General features: G+C 39.3%; 15 protein-coding genes. 8 read left to right on the top strand and 7 right to left on the bottom strand.

Annotated features, from left to right (window positions below; all coding sequences use genetic code 11):
* Nucleotides 1–298: 298 nt before the first annotated feature.
* The 3 genes from gltB to DUT70_RS05180 all read left to right on the top strand — a co-directional run bounded on the left by gltB (nt 299) and on the right by DUT70_RS05180 (nt 7,737).
* Nucleotides 299–4,807: a glutamate synthase large subunit gene (gene gltB / locus DUT70_RS05190; RefSeq protein WP_113646200.1), complete on the top strand. Its 4,509-nt coding sequence runs from the start codon at nt 299–301 to the stop codon at nt 4,805–4,807.
* A 1-nt stretch (nt 4,808) separates the two neighbouring features.
* Nucleotides 4,809–6,278: a glutamate synthase subunit beta gene (locus DUT70_RS05185; protein WP_113646199.1), complete on the top strand. Its 1,470-nt coding sequence runs from the start codon at nt 4,809–4,811 to the stop codon at nt 6,276–6,278.
* A gap of 199 nt (nt 6,279–6,477) precedes the next feature.
* Nucleotides 6,478–7,737 carry an erythromycin esterase family protein gene (locus DUT70_RS05180; RefSeq protein WP_113646198.1) on the top strand — a complete coding sequence of 420 codons (1,260 nt, stop codon included), beginning with the start codon at nt 6,478–6,480 and terminating at the stop codon, nt 7,735–7,737.
* A 5-nt stretch (nt 7,738–7,742) separates the two neighbouring features.
* On the opposite strand, the gene DUT70_RS05175 is transcribed toward DUT70_RS05180, so the two are convergent.
* Both DUT70_RS05175 and queA read right to left on the bottom strand, forming a co-directional pair.
* The gene (locus tag DUT70_RS05175; protein WP_113646197.1) at nt 7,743–8,420 is read right to left on the bottom strand and encodes a 2-C-methyl-D-erythritol 4-phosphate cytidylyltransferase; all 678 of its coding nucleotides are present in this window, start codon (nt 8,418–8,420) and stop codon (nt 7,743–7,745) included.
* A gap of 118 nt (nt 8,421–8,538) precedes the next feature.
* On the bottom strand, nt 8,539–9,588 hold the full coding sequence (gene queA, locus DUT70_RS05170; protein WP_113646196.1) for a tRNA preQ1(34) S-adenosylmethionine ribosyltransferase-isomerase QueA: 1,050 nt from the start codon (nt 9,586–9,588) through the stop codon (nt 8,539–8,541).
* Nucleotides 9,589–9,884: 296 nt separating this feature from the next.
* On the opposite strand from queA, the gene DUT70_RS05165 reads away from it, so the two are divergent.
* Nucleotides 9,885–11,129 (top strand): ABC transporter permease, encoded by a 1,245-nt coding sequence (locus DUT70_RS05165; protein WP_205529752.1) that lies wholly within the window; start codon nt 9,885–9,887, stop codon nt 11,127–11,129.
* A 3-nt stretch (nt 11,130–11,132) separates the two neighbouring features.
* On the opposite strand, the gene DUT70_RS05160 is transcribed toward DUT70_RS05165, so the two are convergent.
* A complete protein-coding gene (locus DUT70_RS05160; RefSeq protein WP_205529731.1) occupies nt 11,133–11,960 on the bottom strand; it encodes a hypothetical protein in 828 nt (275 codons plus the stop codon).
* Nucleotides 11,961–12,213: 253 nt separating this feature from the next.
* A complete protein-coding gene (locus DUT70_RS05155; RefSeq protein ID WP_205529730.1) occupies nt 12,214–13,410 on the bottom strand; it encodes a pyridoxal phosphate-dependent aminotransferase in 1,197 nt (398 codons plus the stop codon).
* A gap of 256 nt (nt 13,411–13,666) precedes the next feature.
* Here DUT70_RS05155 and DUT70_RS05150 point away from each other — a divergent pair, with 256 nt between their 5' ends.
* The 4 genes from DUT70_RS05150 (at nt 13,667) to DUT70_RS05135 (ending at nt 17,844) form a co-directional block, all read left to right on the top strand.
* Nucleotides 13,667–14,641, top strand: coding sequence for a cation diffusion facilitator family transporter (locus DUT70_RS05150; RefSeq protein ID WP_113646194.1), 975 nt, complete (start codon nt 13,667–13,669; stop codon nt 14,639–14,641).
* Nucleotides 14,642–15,085: an NUDIX domain-containing protein gene (locus DUT70_RS05145; RefSeq protein WP_113646193.1), complete on the top strand. Its 444-nt coding sequence runs from the start codon at nt 14,642–14,644 to the stop codon at nt 15,083–15,085.
* Nucleotides 15,075–15,953, top strand: a complete 879-nt coding sequence (locus DUT70_RS05140; protein ID WP_113646192.1) for a CPBP family intramembrane glutamic endopeptidase — start codon at nt 15,075–15,077, stop codon at nt 15,951–15,953. Before DUT70_RS05145 ends, DUT70_RS05140 begins: the two co-directional genes overlap by 11 nt.
* A gap of 106 nt (nt 15,954–16,059) precedes the next feature.
* Nucleotides 16,060–17,844, top strand: coding sequence for a response regulator (locus DUT70_RS05135; protein ID WP_113646191.1), 1,785 nt, complete (start codon nt 16,060–16,062; stop codon nt 17,842–17,844).
* On the opposite strand, the gene DUT70_RS05130 is transcribed toward DUT70_RS05135, so the two are convergent.
* The 3 genes from DUT70_RS05130 to DUT70_RS05120 form a co-directional block, all read right to left on the bottom strand.
* On the bottom strand, nt 17,837–18,571 hold the full coding sequence (locus DUT70_RS05130) for an MIP/aquaporin family protein (RefSeq protein ID WP_113646190.1): 735 nt from the start codon (nt 18,569–18,571) through the stop codon (nt 17,837–17,839). The two genes, DUT70_RS05135 and DUT70_RS05130, sit on opposite strands and share 8 nt — an antisense overlap.
* Before the next feature lie 61 nt (nt 18,572–18,632).
* Nucleotides 18,633–20,120, bottom strand: coding sequence for a glycerol kinase GlpK (glpK, locus tag DUT70_RS05125; protein WP_113646189.1), 1,488 nt, complete (start codon nt 20,118–20,120; stop codon nt 18,633–18,635).
* Between the two features lie 24 nt (nt 20,121–20,144).
* On the bottom strand, nt 20,145–21,737 hold the full coding sequence (locus DUT70_RS05120; RefSeq protein ID WP_113646188.1) for a glycerol-3-phosphate dehydrogenase/oxidase: 1,593 nt from the start codon (nt 21,735–21,737) through the stop codon (nt 20,145–20,147).
* Between the last annotated feature and the right edge of the window lie 121 nt (nt 21,738–21,858).

Below are 21,858 nucleotides of genomic sequence, written 5' to 3'. Positions count from 1 at the left end.
TAAAAATCATTTAATTTTTAATGTTTTTTAAGTTGTTAATTGCCAGGAAGTTGTGTATTGTACGATTTTGGCTAGTTTTTGTAGAATGTTGCTTTAGATCATTTAAATGCAGTGTTATGTTTTGATTTGCTTTGATAAAATTTCAATTGGTATCGTTATCTTTTGATATATTGATAATATGTAAGCGTATTTTTGTCTATAATATTGTTTTTTGATAATTTTTTTATCAAATACATAATTTGTTTGAAATTTTTCTTATCTTAGTGTTCACTACACACTAACTACAACCAACTAATAAATGGAAAATTTAAATGAACAACAGGGTTTGTACCGTGACAGTTTTGAGCATGACGCTTGCGGTATAGGTTTTGTTGCCCATGTGAAAGGGAGAAAATCACATCAGAACATTTCAGATGCGCTTACCATTTTGGAGAATTTGGATCACCGAGGCGCATGTGGTGCTGAACCTAATACCGGAGATGGTGCTGGTATCATGATACAGGTTCCCCACGAATTCCTATTTGACGAATGCTTACGTACCGGATTTAGTTTGCCGCAATATGGCGACTACGGTGTAGGTATGCTCTTTATGCCCAAGGAAATTAGGGCCAGAGAAGAGTGTCGAGAAATTATTTACCGTACCGCAGAGAAGTTGGGCTTCGAAGTACTTGGATTTAGAAAAGTACAGGTAGATACGACGGATATTGGCCAAATGGCCCTTTCGGTAGAACCTGAAATTGAACAGGTTTACGTATCTCGCCCATATAACGTGCCTGCTGGTGCTGATTTTGAACGTAAGTTATTTGTGCTTAAAACTTACATCACCAAAACCATTTACAATTCTGTAAAGGATAGTAAGCAGGATTTTTACATAGCGTCTTTTTCATCGCGAACCATTGTGTACAAAGGACAGCTTACCTCTTTACAAGTGCGTACGTACTTTGCCGAGCTTAGCGATAAGCGCATGGTATCTGCGTTTGGTTTGGTGCATTCTCGTTTTGCAACCAATACTTTCCCGTCTTGGCGTTTGGCCCAACCATTTAGGCATATTGCCCACAATGGTGAAATCAATACGTTACAAGGTAATTTGAACTGGTTTAGGTCAAGTGTGAAATCATTTGCATCACCATATTTTACTCCGGAGGAGTTGAACATGATTTTGCCAGTGATTGACGAAACACAGTCAGATTCGGGATGTTTAGATAATGTAGTAGAACTATTGTTGCATGCAGGTCGTTCGTTACCGCATGTGTTGATGATGTTGATTCCAGAGGCTTGGGACGGAAACAAGGATATGGATCCGATCAAAAGCGCTTTCTATCAATTCCACGCTTCGTTAATGGAGCCTTGGGATGGCCCAGCAGCTATTGCGTTTACGGATGGTAGCTTAATTGGTGCTACTTTGGATAGAAACGGGTTACGTCCGTCTCGTTACGTATTGACCAGTGATGATCGTGTGATCATGGCATCTGAATCGGGAGCGGTTGAGATTGACCAGAGCACGGTGATTGAAAAAGGTAGGCTTACCCCAGGCAAAATGTTTGTAGTGGACATGGAGCAGGGACGTATCATTAGCGACGATGAAATCAAACAACAAGTTTGTGGCCGTCGCCCTTATGCCGACTGGATTAACCAATATCAAATTAAGTTGGAAGAACTGCCAGAACCAAGGGTAATGTTTACCAATTTATCAGAAGAATCGATTTTTAATTACCAACAGGTATTTGGATATACAAGAGAAGACATTGATTTATTGCTGAAACCAATGGCGATAGATGGTAAGGAAGCGATTGGTTCAATGGGTACAGATACCCCTTTGGCTGTTCTTTCTAAGCAACCTCAACACTTGTCTTCCTATTTCAAGCAGTTGTTTGCACAGGTAACCAACCCGCCAATTGACCCTATCCGTGAGCGGGTAGTGATGAGCTTGGCGGGATTTATGGGCAATAACGGTAATTTGCTGGAAGAAAATCAAATGCAGTGCCACTGTGTAGGAATTAAACATCCAATATTAACTAACCAAGAGCTAGAAAAATTAAGAAGTATTGACACCGGTTTGTTCCAATCTAAAACCCTACAAATGTATTTTAGGGCAGATGGTAAAGCTGGATCGTTGCAAAAAGCTTTAGATCGTTTGTGCCGTTATGCAGTGGATGCTGTAGAAGATGGTTTCCAAGTGATTATTTTGAGCGATAGAGCATTGGACTCAACCCACGCAGCAATTCCTTCTTTATTAGCAGTTTCTGCAGTTCACCACCACCTGATTAGAAAAGGGTACAGAGGTGCCGTAGGTATTGTAGTGGAGGCTGGAGATGTTTGGGAAGTGCATCATTTTGCTACTTTGATTGGTTTTGGTGCTACAGCGGTAAACCCTTATTTAGCTTTAGAAACGATCAATACTTTCCAAAAAGAAAGTGGTTTAACACAAGATCAGTTAAATTATAACTATATCAAATCCGTAAAAGACGGCTTGTTGAAGATTTTCTCTAAAATGGGAATTTCGACCTTGCAATCTTATCACGGTGCACAGATTTTCGAAATTTTGGGGATCAACCAACAAGTGGTAAATACGCACTTTACTGGAGCTGTTTCTCGTATTGGTGGTTTAGGTTTAGATGAAATTGCACAAGAAGCATTGATCAAACACAACCGTATTTTCGGAAAACATACACAGGTAGAAAATATCCTAACCGCTGGTGGTACTTATAAATGGAGAAGACGAGGCGAAAAGCACTTGTTTAATCCAGAAACCATCCATTTATTGCAAAATGCAACCCGTAGGAATGATTTTACCACTTTTAAGAAATATTCGAAACTAGTTAATGAACAAACTACACAGGCTTACACCATTAGGGGTTTGTTTGATTTTAATTACACTCGTCCATCTATTAGCATTGATGAAGTAGAACCGATTGAGAATATCTTTAAGAGATTTGCCACTGGGGCAATGTCTTTCGGGTCTATTTCCCACGAAGCGCACTCTACTTTGGCTATCGCAATGAATAGAATTGGCGGAAAAAGTAACACGGGCGAGGGTGGTGAAGATGAAATCCGTTACCAAACCATGGCCAACGGCGATTCGATGCGCTCAGCCATTAAACAAATTGCTTCGGCTCGTTTTGGTGTAACCAGTTATTACTTAACCAACGCCGATGAGTTGCAAATTAAGATGGCTCAAGGGGCAAAACCTGGAGAAGGTGGTCAATTACCTGGTCACAAAGTGGATGATTGGATTGCAAAAGTTCGTCACTCTACACCAGGAGTTGGGTTAATTTCGCCGCCTCCGCACCATGATATCTATTCGATTGAAGATTTGGCGCAGTTGATTTACGATTTGAAAAATGCAAACAGAGCAGCCAGAATTAACGTGAAGTTAGTGTCTAAAGCAGGGGTAGGAACCATTGCAGCAGGAGTTGCCAAAGCGCATGCTGACGTGATTTTGGTTTCTGGTTATGATGGTGGTACTGGAGCTTCACCGCTAACTTCTATACAGCATGCAGGTTTACCTTGGGAACTTGGTTTGGCCGAAGCACATCAAACTTTGGTGAAAAACCGCTTAAGAAGCAGGGTAGTGCTACAAACGGACGGCCAGTTGAAAACAGGCAGGGATATTGTAATTGCCACTTTATTGGGTGCAGAGGAGTGGGGCGTTGCTACTGCTGCTTTGGTAACCTCGGGCTGTATCATGATGCGTAAATGCCATTTGAACACTTGTCCAGTGGGTGTGGCTACGCAAGATCCTAATTTAAGAAAGCTATTTACAGGTGAGGCCGATCACGTAGTGAATTTATTCTATTTCCTAGCACAGGAAGTACGTGAGTTGATGGCAGAGCTTGGTTTCAGAACCGTAAATGAAATGGTTGGTCAATCTGATTTGTTAAAGCCTAGAGAAGTAGCTGATGCAGATTGGAAACTGAAATATGTAGACCTTTCTCCAATTTTATATAAAGAACCTGCAAACGGTCAACCTTTATATAATACCGAGAGCCAAGACCATGGCTTAGATAAAGTGTTAGACCATCAGTTAATTGCAGCGGCACAGCCAGCCATTTTAAACAATGAGCCTGTATTTGCCAGCTTTGATGTGAAAAATACCGATCGCTCTATTGGAACAATGTTATCTAACGAGATTTCAAAAGTGCACAAGAGCGCAGGTTTGGCGCCAGACACGGTTAACTTCAAATGCTTCGGTTCTGCTGGACAAAGCTTCGGAGCTTTCTCTACCAAAGGGTTAACCCTTACTTTAGAAGGTGAAGGTAATGACTATGTAGGTAAAGGTTTATCAGGTGCTAAATTGGTGGTTTATCCATTTGCCAACATCAACTATGTGCCCGAACAAAATATCATTATCGGAAACGTAGCACTTTATGGCGCCACTTCTGGTGAGCTATATGTTCGCGGTAAAGCTGGTGAGCGTTTCGCAGTACGTAACTCGGGAGCTACCGCGGTAGTAGAAGGAATAGGTGATCACGGGTGTGAATACATGACAGGAGGTGAAGTGCTTGTTTTGGGTGATACTGGAAGCAATTTTGCCGCTGGAATGAGTGGCGGTATGGCTTGGATTTACGATACCAGCAAAACTTTTGCCAACAAGTGCAATCCAGAGATGGTTGACCTTGATCCGCTACAACCAGAGGATGAGACAAGGATACTTACGCTACTGAAGAATCATGTAAGGTTAACCAATAGTAAAGTAGCAGAGTTTATCTTGAGCGACTGGGAAAATCAATCGCAACATTTTGTGAAAGTTTTCCCTAAAGAATACAAAGCAGTTTTATTACAACGTACACAAGTAAAAATTAAGTAAGATGGGAAAAGTGACAGGATTTTTTGAATACGAAAGAGTTTCGCCTTCAAAACAAGCACCGCAAGAGCGTTTAAAGCATTATAATGAGTTTGTGTCGCTATTGCCATCTGACGAGTTGAACAAACAATCGGGACGTTGTATGGATTGTGGCGTACCATTTTGCCAATCGGGTTGTCCGTTGGGAAATGTAATTCCAGAGTTTAACGATGCCGTTTATCAGGGTAAATGGTTACAAGCCGCTGAAATTTTGTTAAGTACCAATAACTTCCCAGAGTTTACGGGTAGAATTTGTCCTGCACCTTGTGAAAGTGCTTGCGTGTTAGGTATCAACAAGTCGCCAGTATCTATTGAGGAAATTGAAAAGCATATCATTGAAATTGCTTTTGAAAAAGGCTATATCAAAGCAAACGAACCTTTAATTAGAACAGGTAAAAGAGTGGCCGTAGTGGGTTCTGGTCCCGCTGGACTAGCTGCTGCAGCGCAATTGAACAAAGCTGGTCACGAAGTAGTAGTTTTTGAGCGTGACGATGTTGCTGGAGGTTTATTGCGTTATGGTATTCCTGATTTTAAACTGCAAAAGGATGTAGTGGAACGAAGGATTAAGCTAATGGAAGAAGAAGGCATTACGTTTCAATATAATGCTAACGTTGGTGAAAATGTAGAAATAAGTACCTTGTTACGCGAATATCAGGCCATTGTTTTGGCAGGCGGTTCAACTATTCCACGTGATTTGAAATTACCAGGAAGAGAGGCTAAAGGAGTTCATTTCGCCATGGATTTCTTAAAACAACAAAATAAGCGTGTAGGTGGTCGTAAGGTTGAAGCTGAAGAGATTTTGGCAACTGGTAAAGACGTCATTGTAATTGGCGGTGGTGATACTGGTTCAGATTGTATCGGAACTTCTAATCGTCACGGAGCAAAGTCAGTAACTCAATTTGAGATCATGCCGATGCCGCCACAATTGCGCTCGGAACATATGCCTTGGCCAAGCTATCCAATGCTTTTAAAAATCACTACTTCACATGAAGAAGGTGCGCAAAGAGCTTGGTCGGTAAATACTAAAGAGTTCATTAAAGATGAACAAGGAAATTTAAAAGCCCTAAAAGTGGTTGATGTGGAATGGGATATCGATTTAAACACTGGAAGACCTCTTGGGTTTAAAGAAGTTCCTGGTACCGAAAAAGAATATCCTTGTGAGCTGGTACTATTGGCGATGGGTTTCTTGCATCCTCAAAAAGAAGGCTTGATTGAAAAATTGGGCGTTGAATTGGATGAAAGAGGCAACGTTAAGGCGCTGGAAGGAAACTATCAAACCAATATTCCTAAGATTTTTGCTGCTGGCGATATGCGCAGAGGTCAATCATTAGTGGTTTGGGCAATTTCAGAAGGGCGTGAAACCGCTCGCAAAGTAGATGAATACCTAATGGGCTTTAGTAAACTGCCATCAAAAGATGCGGTAGCTTACGCATAAGAATTTGCTTTTATACTTTTACAACCAAGGTCCAGACGAATTTCGTTTGGGCCTTTTTTTGTAGACAAACCCGTCATTGCCAACTCGATTGGCAATCGTAATGCGATAAAAGCTTAAATCGATATTTGTAGTTAAATTCTGTTAAAGTTTTAACGGGTAAGTATTTAGTTTTTTAGCTTTAATATTATAAATAAATGCTATGAAAAAATTAATACTCTTAACTTTTGTGTTGTTTGGCGTCCAATTGTTTGCTCAAAATAATATTAAAAAATACGTTCAGAATAACCTGAAAGCTGTAAAAGCAATTAGTCCAGATTCATTAGATTTCTCAGATTTAGAAGTGATTGGTAATGCAATTGGCAACGCTAGAATTGTAATGTTGGGCGAGCAAGATCATGGAGATGCGCCTACATTTTTAGCGAAAACACGGTTAATCAAATACCTGCACGAGAAAAAAGGTTTTGATGTTTTAGCTTTCGAAAGCGATTTTTATGCACTGACAGCAGGTTGGGATGCAGTAGAAAAGAAAAAAGATAAGATAGAAGATTTTTTGAAGAAAAACATTTTCTCAGTTTGGACGAACTGTGCTCAGTGTGACGATTTATTCTACAACTATATTTCAAAAACTTACAAAACGAGATCTCCCATTGATATAGCAGGATTTGATAGTCAGTTGCACGGCGATTATAGTAACCAAAATTTGAAGAAATTTGTTGATTCAATATTGAACAAGTGGCAAGTGCGGCTTATTAAGTCGAAGAAATATAATACGTTTCTTAGTTTTTTAGATTCTTCAAAAATAAGTAAAGACACATTGAAGTATAATGTATTTATTAATCAGATAAATACAGTAATTGAGAACGCTCCTGAGGAGTTTAGGGATAGCTATAGGTACCTGCTTTTAAGGAACATTCGTGAAGATTTTAGAGGTGGTGCGGCATTTCTAAAAAAAGAGAAGAACTCTATAGAAATAAGGGATAAGCAAATGGCGGAAAATTTGAAATGGCTTGCTTATCAAAAGTATCCAAATAAAAAGATTATTGTTTGGGCACATAGTGCACATATATTGAAAAATCCACATCTAATAGAAAATACAGTAGCTAGTGAAGGCTGGAACAATATGGGACATTTTTTCACGAAAGACAGCTTGGCTTCAAAAGAAACTTATCTGTTGGGATTTAGTTCGAAAAATGGAATGGTTGGGAGGATTACAAATCCTAAAAAATATAATGCTAATCCTCCAGCAATAGATTGCTTCGAAAATTGGATGCCGGCCGATGTTAGTTACGCGTTTGTAGATTTTGAAATGTTCAGAAAGTTACATCCTTCGGCGAAAGCGTATTTTCATATGAAGGGAAAATGGCATGGAAGCAGCGAAGCTGTTTGGACAGAGGTTTTTGACGGGATTTTTTACATACGAGATATGTACCCATGTGATAAATCGGAATGGGGAAATTAGTTGAACTATCCAGAAATATTATTCTTCAATAAAAAACTTGCCAACTCCAAATCCTCTGGAAAGGTAATTTTTATGTTGTTTCTATTTCCTTCTACTAAGTTAATTGGAAAGCCAGCAGCTTCAACTACCGAAGCATCATCAGTGAATTTTTTAGAAAAACGTTGTTGGTAGGCAGTTCTTAACTGTCCTAAATCAAAAGTTTGTGGCGTTTGGATTAATACCAGTTTATCCCTATTGATGATTTTACTGGCGTTGTCTTGCAGTTTCCTTACCGAGTCACTTGGCTTAACACAAGGAATAGCATTTCCAATCTCTAGTGCTTCTTTAAACGTTTGAGTAATCAAGCCATGGCTAACTACGGGTCTTACGGCATCGTGTATCGCTACCACACCATCTTCTTTAATAGACATTAGGCCGTTTCTTACAGAATGGAAACGTTCTTTTCCGCCTTCTACCAAAGTGTGAGGAATATCAAAATGGTATTTTAAACACAAATCTTTCCAGTATTGATGGTCGTCCTTGTTGAGGACCAAAATAATTTCAGGCTGGATCTCTGAAAGATGAAAAGCCTGTAATGTATGCATCATTACAGGCTTATGATTAAGCAATAAAAACTGTTTGGCTATCGCAGATTGCATTCTCTTGCCTGAACCACCAGCTACTATTATTGCGTAGAATTTCATTTTTGTTAGTATTTAGGTATTAGTATTTAGTAGTTAGAACAATTATTATACTAACTAGTTTTTGTTGGCTTTTAGTATGTAATAAGCTAGCTACCTACTAAAAACTAACTACTAAGCCCTATATAATCAACATCGCATCGCCATAGCTGTAGAAACGATATTTTTCTTTTACAGCTACTTCGTATGCATTCATTACATTTTCATATCCACCAAAAGCACTTACCATCATTAACAAGGTAGATTCAGAAGTGTGGAAATTGGTAATCATTGAGTTTGCAATGCTGAAATCATAAGGAGGGAAAATGAACTTGCTAGTCCAGTCATTAGCAGCTTTCAACGTTTTATTAGCAGAAACTGCAGACTCGATAGCACGCATAGAAGTGGTACCAACTGCACAAATTCTTCTTTTATCCTCAATTCCTTTGTTTACAATATCAGCATCTTTTTGCTCGATGATGAATTGCTCAGAATCCATTTTGTGCTTGGTTAAATCCTCCACCTCCACTTGACGGAAAGTCCCTAAACCAACATGCAAGGTTACTTCAGCAAACTCAATGCCTTTAAGTTCAAGGCGTTTCATTAACTCTCTACTAAAGTGTAAACCAGCAGTAGGAGCGGCAACAGCACCTTCGTGTTTAGCAAAAATCGTTTGGTAACGCTCTTTGTCCATTTCGGTAGCTTTACGCTTGATATATTTAGGAAGTGGTGTTTCGCCTAAGATTTCAACGTTTCTTCTGAATTCTTCATCAGTACCATCAAATAGGAAACGAATGGTACGACCGCGTGAAGTGGTATTATCCACTACTTCAGCAACTAATAAATCATCATCCCCGAAATATAGTTTGTTTCCTACACGGATTTTACGTGCTGGATCAACCAAAACATCCCATAAACGTAATTCTTTGTTTAGTTCACGTAATAGGAATACTTCTATGGTAGCACCAGTTTTCTCCTTGTTGCCGTATAAACGGGCAGGGAAAACCTTGGTGTTGTTAAGAATCATTACATCTTTATCGTCAAAATAATTTAAAACATCTTTGAAGATTTTATGCTCAATCTTACCAGTATCTTTATGTAGTACCATTAAACGTGCTTCATCTCTTTCTTCGGCAGGATCAGAAGCCAGAAGTGAGTCGGGTAGATTGAACTTGAATTGAGATAATTTCATGTGTAATTTATATTGTTTTTTATCTGTCAGATGGAATTTGCCTATAAAGCTTTGCTCTTTATAAAAAGGAAGCGCATTTTAGGTGATTTCATACTTTGGATACAGTAAATTAGGGCGCAAATTTACTAAAATATATTCTGTATTTACAATTAAATGTCAGTAGATAAGCCAGCCTATTGTCAGATGTTTTAACAAACAAGCGAAGTAAATAGTTTACCACAGTTTTGTATTCGCCTTTTTACTTTTAAGTCGTAATAGGTGTAACCTTTTTGATTACATTTGGTCTAACGATTATGGTGCTAGTTTTTAGACTTATTGGCGAGAGTTTTAGGTTTGCCTGGGACGCTCTTAGACAGAACAAATTGCGGACTTCGCTTTCCCTTTTGGGAATAACCATTGGTATTTTTATCATTATCGCCGTTTTTACGGGGGTAGATACTATGCGCAATAAAATACAGGCAAGTGTAGACAAGCTTGGTTCGAACACATTATTTGTGCAGAAATGGCCTTGGATTTTCGGAGACAATTATCCTTGGTGGAAATATGTAAACCGCCCAGAGCCTTCTTATAGAGATTATTTGTCGCTAAAAGAAAGAATGGAAAGTGCTCAAGGGGTTTGCTTCGAAATATCAGCGAGTAGTAGAACCATTAAGTATAGAAGTAATTCGGTAGAAGGGGCAACGTTAAATGCTGCTACACAGGAGTATGACAGAACTTGGAACTTGGAGTTTCAGGCAGGTAGGTACTTTACCGAAAATGAGGGCAGATCCGGAAGCCCAGTTTGTATTATGGGGGCTGAAATAGCCGAAGGGCTTTTTGGAAGCGACGACCCTATAGGAAAACAGATTAAGCTAATGGGCAGACGTGTTACCGTGGTGGGCGTTTTCAAGAAAGAAGGGGAGGACATGATGGGGATGTCGCAAGATAAAAACGTATTGATTCCCATGAATTTTGCCAAAGGTATTTTTGATATTAACAACGAAAGGTATAATCCGCAAATTACCGTTAGAGGTAAAGAAAGCATCAGTTTTGAAGAGGTGGAGAGTGAGTTAAAGGGACAGATGCGAGCGGTGAGAAGAATTAGTCCTGGGCAAGAAGATGATTTTTCTTTAAACAAAACCACCATGCTTTCCAACCAGTTAGACATCATGTTCTCTGCTATTAATATTGGTGGTTGGGTGATTGGAGGCTTCTCCATTTTGGTAGGGGGTTTTGGTATTGCCAATATTATGTTCGTTTCTGTAAAGGAGCGTACCAATATTATCGGCATTCAAAAGTCGTTGGGTGCTAAAAACTACTTTATCCTTTTACAGTTTATTTTCGAATCGGTGGTGCTTTGTTTGATGGGTGGTTTATGCGGTTTAGCACTCGTCTATTTGCTCACAGTCGTCATCACGCATTTGGCCGATTTGGAAGTGATTCTTTATATGAGCAATATTGTTCTGGGCATTGGGGTTTCTGTGATTATTGGGATCATCTCTGGTTTTTGGCCAGCGTACGCAGCATCGAGATTAGATCCTGTAGAGGCAATAAGGAGTTAGTATTTACCAGTTTGTTACTAATAGATTTTTAGCGGCGCCTTCACTACATTTTTGATATTTGGAATAGGCTAAAGCTGCTCTTGTTCTAATTTGTGAATTGTTTTCCTTTTTTAGATAGCCTGTAATGGCATCATGTATGGTATAGGCTTCTGGGCACATTAATCCTGTGGTCCAAACTAGTGGGTTAACATTGGCTGATCTTAAATGAGGAGCGAAATATTTCTTGCTATAACAAGCTAAAATAATTACGTCTCTTTTAATATTGTCGGTATTTTGGTAACTATCGGGTAATTGGAAATCCATGAGGCCGTCATGTCCAATATAGGAGATTAGTTTGGCATTTCCTGATATTCCAATGGTAGTTTTATTAATATTTATAGTGTCTCTTGTTTGTCCTGCACTGCTTTTTAGGAAATCTTTTGTGCATTGTTTAATATAACGTCCGTCGTAGGCGTCAGCAACGAGATAGTAGTTTTTTTGTTTGTGTTTGAACACTAACCTCTCTAGTCTAACCGAATCTAGCTTTTGAGATTTGATCAAATCCCATTCTTTGCTTTTCTTAAAGTAAGTACGTATTCCGAAGCTACAGCCCCAGTATAAGTTGCTATTTAGGTCTTGTCCGTTGCCAATTTTTGCAGGGACAGGTACTATCCCTTGGTATTTATTGTCGCACAAGGCCACGTAAATATGGATCGTTTTGGTGGTCGTGTCAAACTTTGTGATGTTTTTAAAAGCTTTTTGCTCAGTGCTTTTATTATTTTCTTTTGATTGAGAATAATTGCAGCTTGTGAAAGCAAACAAGATTAAAAACAAAACAGTGAGTTGCTTCATGCTGGGTATGGTTTTGGCTTTTATAAAGTTAAATAAAAATTATAGGACTATGTTGCTGAACATTTTGTTTGTTGCCCAGACGGTTGTTAATTAAACGGGATAGCAGTGTAAAGCCCGGAATGTAGCGTAGCGTAATGAGGACTTGAAGCGAATAGCCCGACTTTGGGGAGCTAGGAGTGGTGCTATTGCTTTTCTAACAAAAAAGAGCCTTGGCGTTCACCAAGACTCTTCTGTTATTTTATGAGAAATTCGACTAGCTTAATTTACCTAGTGCTTCTTTGATTCTTCTTAAAGCTTCTACCAAACTTTCGTCTGAAGCGGCGTAAGACAAGCGGATGTAGTTGTCGTTTCCGAAACTATCACCACCTACGGTAGCCACATGGCCAACGTTTAATAGGTAAAGCGCCAAGTCGCTAGAGTTTTTGATTACGTTGCCTTCTGCATCTTTTTTGCCAAAAAACGAGCTGATTTCTGGGAAGAAATAGAATGCACCTTCTGGTAGGTTGGTTTTTACTCCCGGAATTTCTTTCAACAAATCGTACACCAACTGGCGACGACGTTCGAAAGCTTTCTTCATCTCGTTAACGGTATCTAAACCTTGCTCGTAAGCTACGATACCGGCACGTTGTGCAATAGAGCAGGTGCCCGAAGTAGTTTGGCCTTGTAGTTTATCATTTGCAGCAGCAATTTCTTTGTTTGCAGCAATGTAGCCTAAACGCCATCCTGTCATTGCAAATGCTTTAGAGAAGCCATTTACGATAATTACACGGTCTTTAATGCTTGGAAATTGAGCAATCGATTCGTGTTTGTCTACAAAGTTGATATGTTCGTAAATCTCATCTGAAAGGATGTAGATGTTAGGGTATTTTTCGAATACTTTAGCTAGCGCTGCGAGTTCATCTTTGCTGTAAACGGTACCTGTTGGGTTGTTTGGCGAAGAGAACATGAACAACTTACTTTTTGGAGTAATGGCCGCTTCTAATTGCTCGGGGGTGATTTTGAAATCACTTTCAATGGAAGTGTTAATGAAAACAGATTTTCCTTCGGCAAGGGTTACCATTTCAGAGTAAGAAACCCAGTACGGTGTAGGGATAATTACTTCGTCGCCAGGGTTAATTAAGGTTAAAATAACGTTCGATAAAGATTGCTTAGCTCCTGTAGAAACTACAATTTGAGAAATGTCGTAATCGAGGTTGTTCTCAGTTTTTAGTTTATTTACAATAGCTTGGCGCAAATCTGGATAGCCCGGTACTGGTGAGTAACGAGTATAATTTTCGTCCAATGCTTTTTTTGCAGCTTCTTTAACGTGGTCTGGCGTGTTAAAATCTGGTTCGCCTACACTTAAACTAATTACGTTTACGCCTTTTGCAGCTAACTCGCGACCTAGTTTGGTCATTTTTAGCGTAGCGGATTCTGAAAGATTATTTATTCTGTCTGATAAAATACTCATGATGCTTTTGTGAGATAACAAATATAGAAACCTTATTTGTAACACCCTAATAAAAGATGTATTTTAATGGCATTTGTTTAATGTTTTTGTGGTTTTGTTGATAATTTGACAATAGGATTTCTGCCCAAAGATTTTAGCGTTTGGCTTGTCTAATTACGAATATGCTTTTGCTTTCTTATTGAGGAAAGAAACAATGCTTTTGTATGTAAACTTAAGACTTTTTAAGCGTAATTTTGGCAGATAAAACAAGCTAGCTTTGACCACGAATAAAAGAGCCATATTGATATCGCTGTGTGCCAGTATTTTATTGATGCTAGCCAAGTTTGTAGCTTATTTCATTACCAATTCCAACGCTATTTTAACCGATGCTGCTGAAAGTATCGTGAATGTTTTGGCTAGCGGTTTTGCCTTTTATAGCATTTACTTGGCCACGTTGCCTAAAGACGAAAATCATCCGTATGGACATGGAAAAGTAGAGTTTTTTTCAGCTTTTGTAGAGGGAGTACTCATTTGCATTGCGGGTGTAGTGATTGTGATTAAATCAATTTATAGCTTGTTTTATGGAAATGAGGTAAGTGATTTGTATAACGGTGCGCTTATTATTGGGGCTACTGGTTTGATTAATCTTGTGGTAGGGCTTTTTCTGATGAGCACTGGAAAGGCGAACAGGTCGTTAACCTTGGAGGCTGATGGTAAACACTTACTCACCGATGCGTTAAGTAGCGCTGGTTTAGTGATTGGAATTATCATTATCCAGCTTACTCAAATTTTATGGTTGGATAGTGTGATTTCCATTCTTTTAGGGATTTATATTGTTTTTAGTGGCTATAAACTTACCCGAAAATCGGTAGGCGGATTAATGGATGAAAGCAATATAGAACTGGTGGAAGAGGTGGTGAAGGTGTTGCAAGAAAATAGGCAGCCAAGTTGGATTGATGTACATAATTTAAGGGCGCAGCAATATGGAGCCGATTTGCATATCGATTGCCACGTAACCTTGCCATACTATTTTGATTTGAACACCGTTCATCAGGAAATATCAGCTATAGATAAGCTTATTAATCAATCTGTGAACCATCAAACAGAGCTGTTTATCCATGCCGATCCGTGTTTGCCTGCTTGCTGTCATTATTGCAAAATGGAAAACTGCACAGTAAGAGCAGAAGCTTTTAGGGCCGAAATTAAATGGAATATGGAGAACGTTACTAAGAATCAAAAGCACTTTCAATAAATGAGCTATTTCAATATTAGAGTTTACGGGTTGCTGATTAACCAACATCAAGAAGTTTTGTTGAGTGATGAATTTGAAGTAGGGCGGTATTTTACCAAATTTCCTGGTGGCGGATTGGAATTGGGGGAAGGACTAATTGATGGGTTAAAACGAGAGTTTATGGAAGAATGTGAGGCGGAAGTAGAGGTGATTAATCATTTTTATACCACTGATTTTTACGAAAAGTCTTCCTTTAACGAAAGCCAGGTGATTAGTGTTTATTATTTGGTTAAAGCCGTTCATCCGTTGCAACTGAATTTTAAAATCAAAGTTTTTGATTTTGATGAGGGACTGAGCCAGTCTTTTAGGTGGAAGAAAATTAACGAGCTTACGCAGGATGATGTTACTTTTAGAACCGATAAAACTGTTGTGGAATTGTTGAAAGCACTTGTGTATGAGAAATAATATTTTTTATCACCTAGCCCCGGTGTTTAGGGTTACGCTATTTATTTTTCTGTGTTTTGTTTGTGTTCTTCCGTTTGGTTTAGTTGTTCAGCTTAATTTGCTGCCTCCAGCGCCAAATCAATTACTTGCGGATATTTCGGCACAGGCCAGCTTAGTTGTCGTAGTGATTAGCGCTTCTCTGATGATATTCAGAATTTTGCCTTATCTGGATTTCTATGCCATATTTGTAAGAAAGGAGAAAGCCCTTAGTGGTTTCTTAAAAGGTTCGGTAATTGGTTTAGTGTTTATGGGGCTTTGTGCATTGTTGCTCTATCTTAACGGTAATGTGAGCTTTAGTTTGAAAAATATAGCCGTTTCAGCAGTATTGTTGTACTTAGTTTACTTTTTGCTAATTGCTGTTTTTGAAGAGATGTTGTTTAGGGCTTATCCTTTATTTGCTTTTGCAGAGCGATATCCTGTATGGTTCACTATTTTTTTTAATGGGATATTGTTTGCTTTGGCACATTTTGGAAATCCAAATTTCACAGCTTTGGGTTTGTTTAATATTCTTTTAGCGGGCGTGCTTTTTTGTATTTACACTTTGCAAAGGAAAAACATTTCATGGGCTATAGGCATCCATTTTGGATGGAATTTTACGCAGGGTGTGCTTTTGGGTTACAATGTAAGTGGTAATGAAATGCCTGGCGCATTAAAAGCTACGCCCATAGGTTCAACTTATCTTTCTGGCGGTGCCTTCGGTATCGAAGGTTCAATTTTCTGTACCGCTCTTTTAATGGTATGGATAGCTTGGCTTATTTATCGTAAAGGCTTTGGTGAGATAGAAATATACGACCCACAAGTAAAGCATCATCTTCACGAGGACGAATAGTAGAGCGGCGCCGCTAGATTATTTATTTTTTTGTCAATAAGTGTATAATTTGATGGATTTTACATTTAAGCTTCGTATAATTGGTTAACACACTAAATTTACCTCTATGCCTCTTATACGAGATTTCATCGAAAGAATAACTGCTAGGGAAAGCGATCCAATCAATCAGGCCCGTACGCAAATGTTATTTTATCTGGTGATGGCCTATTTCTTTTTCGGTTTATCACTAACCGTTGCTTATGCTTACACGGGACAAATTCCCCAACTGATTAGAGCAATTGTCATTTCTATTTTGGCCATCATCGCCTTATATGTGCATTACACCTTTAATGTGTGGCGAATATTGTCGCATATTGTGTTGGTTTTGATTACGGTGATGGGGGTTTGGGCAAATATCTTGATTTATGTACAAGGTATTAACGCAGCTACTTTACAGTATATTTGGTTAGCTTGTGCCTTTGGTTTTTATATGCATGGTTCAAAGGTAGGTTGGGTATATGCGGTAATTAATATTGCACCAGTATTAATTGATGCGACATTTTTTAGTAAGGATTATTTCTTTTTAGGCGCTGGTCCACAGGTGGTTGCTAGACCTATCTATATTTATGTGCTGATCTACGATTTTTTTGCCATTGCATTTTTGCATTACTTTTTTTTCAAGGTATTTAACAAGAATATCACGACTTTAACAGAAACAAAAAACCAACTTAACAACACTAATGAGAAGCTAAATAAAACCATTGAAGAAATTAAGGAGCTTTCTAATGTGAGGATGAGATTTTTATCGACCATGTCGCACGAGCTTAGAACACCATTAAATGGGGTGATAGGATTGACTAACGTGTTATTGCATCAGGAACCTCGTAAAGATCAAGAAGAAACCCTTTCGGTACTTAAATTTTCAGCAGAGAACTTGCTTGCTTTGGTCAACGATATTTTAGATTTCAATAAGCTCGATTCGGATGTGGTAGAGCTAGAAAGTACGCCTTTTAACCTGTATGATTTAATAGAAAATATCTGCGCAGCAACAAAGCTGAAGGCCTCAGAAAAGCAGCTTGATTTTTCTTTCGAAGTTTCAGATCCATTGCGTTCACTCACTTTAATTGGTGACCCCACTCGTATTACACAAGTATTGTTAAATCTGTTGAATAATGCGGTTAAATTTACCGAGAAGGGGTATGTGAAATTAAGTTGCAGCGAATTGGCAATCAGGGATGAGAGCGTTGAGATAAGGTTTGTAGTAGAGGATACGGGCATTGGGATAGAGGAAAGCAGGCAGCGAGGTATTTTTGATGAATTTGTGCAGGCTTCTGTAAGTACCACAAGGAATTATGGTGGTACTGGATTGGGCCTCCCTATTGTGAAGAGAGTACTGGAACTGTACCAATCGACGGTACAGATTGACAGTAGTATTGGGAATGGGGCAAGGTTCAGTTTTGATATTGTTTTCCCTTACCGAAAGGATATTGCTGATGACGTGAAAAATAGTGCCGTTAAGGAAAGCAAGTCTGCTAATTTATCAAAATTGAAGGTTTTGGTGGTGGAAGATAATGCGGTAAACATCTTGGTCATTCGTAAAACACTCAATAGGATGGAAATTAATCCAGATGTGGCCGAAAATGGAAAAATGGCCCTTGAAATGATTGCTGCTAATGAATACGACCTTATTTTAATGGACTTGTACATGCCTGAATTGGATGGATACGAAACCACTAAAGTGATTAGAAGTTTAGTTGATGATCGCAAAGCGAATGTTCCTATCATTGCACTTACTGCCACTGTAAATAGTCAAGTGCTGGATGATGTTTTGGCGGTGGGGATGAATGGTTATTTGTCTAAGCCTTTCCATCCAGATGATTTATTTGAAGAATTACGTAAGCACGTTAATTGATTTTTAGGAACAGGTGCAATAATGCCGCTAAGCTAGCGCCTATTACTGGACCTACGATGGGAATCCATGCGTAGCCCCAATTGCTATTGCCTTTTCCTTTCATAGGAATAATGCTATGTACAATTCGTGGTCCTAAATCTCTTGCGGGATTGATGGCGTAACCCGTAGTTCCGCCTAAGCTTAAACCAATTACCCAGACTAAAAAGGCTACAGGTAATGCGCCAACAGAGCCAAGCCCAATAGGTGTTTTTTCGCTGCCCATTTCCCCTCCCGTGATGTAGAAAATCACAAAAATAAGAACAAAAGTGCCTACAATTTCAGAGAACAGGTTAGAAGTTTTATTAGCGATGGCTGGGCCTGTGGCGAAGGGTGCTGCTTTTAAGCCCTTATCTTCGGTCACATCAAAATGGTCTTTATAAAAAAGCCATACCAATAATGAGCCTGTAATGGCGCCACCTAATTGAGCAAGTACATAATAAGGTACTTTAGTCCATTCAAAAGTATTTGTAATGGCCAAGGCTAGTGTTACCGCTGGGTTAAGGTGTGCTCCACTATGAGGGCCAGCAACAACTACTGCTACAAATACAGCCAGTGCCCAAGCGGTGGTAATTACCATCCAGCCACTGCCGTTACCTTTGGTTTCTTTGAGTACCACGTTGGCTACCACACCATTTCCTAATAAAATCATAATGGCTGTACCTATAAATTCTGCAACGTAAATGTTCATAAGGATTGATTAATGGTGCGAACTGGTTATTTGGTTAATAGTTAAATATGGCAACTGAAAATTATTCCGTATTTGCAATGGCAGCTCTTACGGCTTTTTTCCAGCCACTGATGCGTTTGCTATTATCAATATTGGCGTTGGCAACAAAGGTTTTGTTTACTTGCCATTGAGATTTGATTTCTTCGATATTTTGCCAAAATCCGGTAGCCAAACCCGCCAGGTAAGCAGCGCCAATGGCAGTTACTTCAGTTACTTCTGGTCTTACTACTTTGCAGTTCAGTAAATCTGCTTGAAATTGCATTAGTAGATTATTGGCGGTAGCACCCCCATCAACTCTCAATTCCGCGATAGGAGTACCAGCATCTGCCTGCATGGCATTTAAAACATCCATGGTTTGATACGCGATACTTTCTAAAGCAGCCCTAGCCATGTGCGATTTGTTGGTGCCACGAGTAATGCCTGTGATGGTGCCTCTGGCATCTTGGTTCCAGTAGGGCGCACCTAGTCCAGCAAATGCAGGAACAATATAAACCCCTTGTGTATCTTCAACTTTTTGAGCAAGCTGCTCTACATCTGCCGATTTTTCAATCAAGCCTAATTCGTCCCTCAACCACTGTACAATTGCACCAGCAATGAAAATGCTACCTTCAAGTGCATAATTCACTTCGCCGTTAATTTGCCAAGCTATGGTGGTCAATAGGTTATTGGTAGAAGTTTTTGGAGTTTTGCCGATGTTCATTAGCATGAAACAGCCTGTGCCATAAGTGTTTTTTACCATTCCTGGTTGCGTACACATTTGTCCAAATAAAGCCGATTGCTGGTCACCTGCAATGCCCGCAATTGGAATTTGTGCGGCCAAAATGTTCCCTGCGGTAGTGCCATACACTTCGCTCGATGATTTTACTTCGGGTAGCATGGAGCCTGGAATACCGAATAATTCAAGCAGATCTTTATCCCATGTTAAGGAGTGAATGTTGTAAAGCATGGTGCGTGAAGCATTGCTTACGTCCGTTACGTGAACTTTTCCTGCAGTTAAGTTCCAAATTAACCAGCTGTCAACAGTGCCGAAAGCTAATTCTCCTTTTTCCGCCTTTTCTCTTGCACCCTCTAAATGCTCTAAAACCCATTTTACCTTGGTTGCCGAAAAATAGGAGTCGATGATCAATCCCGTTTTCTCTTGTATCTTTTGAGATAAACCTTGCTTTTTAATCGAATTACAGTATTCCGAGGTTCGTCTGTCTTGCCAAACAATGGCATTATACACTGGTTTTCCATTGGTTTTATCCCAAACCACAGTAGTTTCTCGCTGGTTGGTAATTCCAATGGCCTTGATATCGGCAGCGGTTAAATTAGCTTTGGCAATGACCTCGGTAGCTACGGATAGTTGGGTAGACCAAATTTCACCAGGGTTGTGCTCTACCCATCCAGCTTCGGGATATATCTGCGTAAATTCCTTTTGGGCTATGGCAATGATTTCGCCACTGTGGTCGAAAACAATGGCACGTGAACTTGTTGTCCCTTGGTCTAGAGATAAAATGTAATTGCTCATAGCTTATATTTTGGTTTAGGAAAACTATTCCGCTAAAACGGGATTTTCCTTTTTGTTTTTTATTTGGTAAGTATATCCTTCTGCTAATTTAACAAAAGATTTTACTTGTTCATCTTCCCATTGTTTATCGGCACCGATCTCATTAGCCATGATAGCAGCTACGGTTGCGCTCATTTCTATCGCTGCTTTGGCATCAATAATCAATACCCTTAAGCGTCTACTTAAAATGTCTTCTACTGTTTCGGCCATTTCATTTTTAGTACTCCATACTATTTCTGCAAAAGTATACGGGAAATCAGGATGTAGTTTTTGAGCGAGCTCTGGTCTTTTTTTGATTAGTGCTTCTATATTTGATCTGTCGGTACCGTAAATATTCAGATAATTGTGGTCCGTACTTTCATTGCAGCCGTGAATCGCCAATTGAGTAGTTTGACAAGCTTTTTGAGGTAGCCCTGCTTCCTTGATGGCTAAGTTGACCGTTTCTTCTGCCATACGGCGATAGGTGGTCCATTTGCCACCTGTAATGGTGATTAAGCCTTTTGCCGAAACCATCAGCTTGTGATCCCTGCTAATTTCTTTGGTGCTGTTGGAATTGCTATCAGTAGGGGCGGCTAGTGGACGTAATCCAGAGAAAACGCTCAGAATATCGTTTTCTATAGGTTTGGTCTTGAAATAGCTGGCCGCTGTATTTAAAATGAAATCTGTTTCTTCTTTTAATGCTCTGGGTTCCAAACTGTGCTCATCCAAGGGTGTGTCGGTAGTGCCCACCAATAAATGGTTGTGCCATTGTACGGCAAAAAGTACTCTGCCATCAGAAGTTTTAGGAATCATCAAAGCCGAATCGCTGTTTAGAAATTCTTTCTTCAATACAATGTGTACGCCTTGACTTGGTCTTACGGTTTTCTTGGCTTTGGCATTGCTCATCTGTAAAATCTCATCTACAAATACTCCTGTGGCATTGATCACCACTTTGCCATGTAAATGGAAGATTTCGTTTGTAATAGCGTCAGTAGCTGTGATGCCAGTAATTTGCCCACCATTTTTAAGTAGGCCAGTCACCTTCATGTAGTTCACTAAAGTGGCGCCATTCTCTTTTGCAGTTTGTGCAATGTTAATGGCTAGTCTTGCATCATCAAAACGCCCGTCAAAATAACGGATAGAACCCTTTAAGCCTTGCTCTTTAATGCCTGGCATCAAATGTAAGGTTTCGCTTTTTGAGAAAAACTTAGAAGTTCCGAAACTGAAACGTCCCGCTAACCAATCATATAGTTTCAAACCTATAAGGTACTTGGCTACGGAGAACCAATCGTAACACGGTATAAGAAATTCCTCTTTATGTACTAAATGAGCAGCGTTTTTTTGCATCAGACCCCGTTCTTTCAAAGCATGTTTTACCAGTGCGATATCCCCTTGGGCAAGATACCTCACTCCGCCATGAACTAACTTGGTGCTTCTGCTTGATGTTCCTTTTGCAAAGTCCGCTTGTTCAACCAATAGGGTTTTTAATCCTCTACTCGCGGCATCTAATGCGGTTCCAAGCCCCGTTGCGCCTCCGCCTATAATAATTACATCCCATTCAGATTTATCGACCAAGTTATGTTTGTGTATTCTTTGCATGTCTAAATTGTAATAAAACGAAACAATAAGCAATTATAAGTAATCAAAATCGAAATAATAGAAACTTTGATGAAAATATTTTTCTACAATAAATATGGTAAGGGTATTTATATTAATTATT

Source organism: Pedobacter chitinilyticus (genome assembly GCF_003313385.1).
In the GTDB taxonomy this organism is placed as follows: Bacteria; Bacteroidota; Bacteroidia; order Sphingobacteriales; family Sphingobacteriaceae; genus Pedobacter; species Pedobacter chitinilyticus.
The sequence above is the reverse complement of the archived record's forward strand: the minus strand, read 5'-3'. Positions and strand labels throughout refer to the sequence as shown.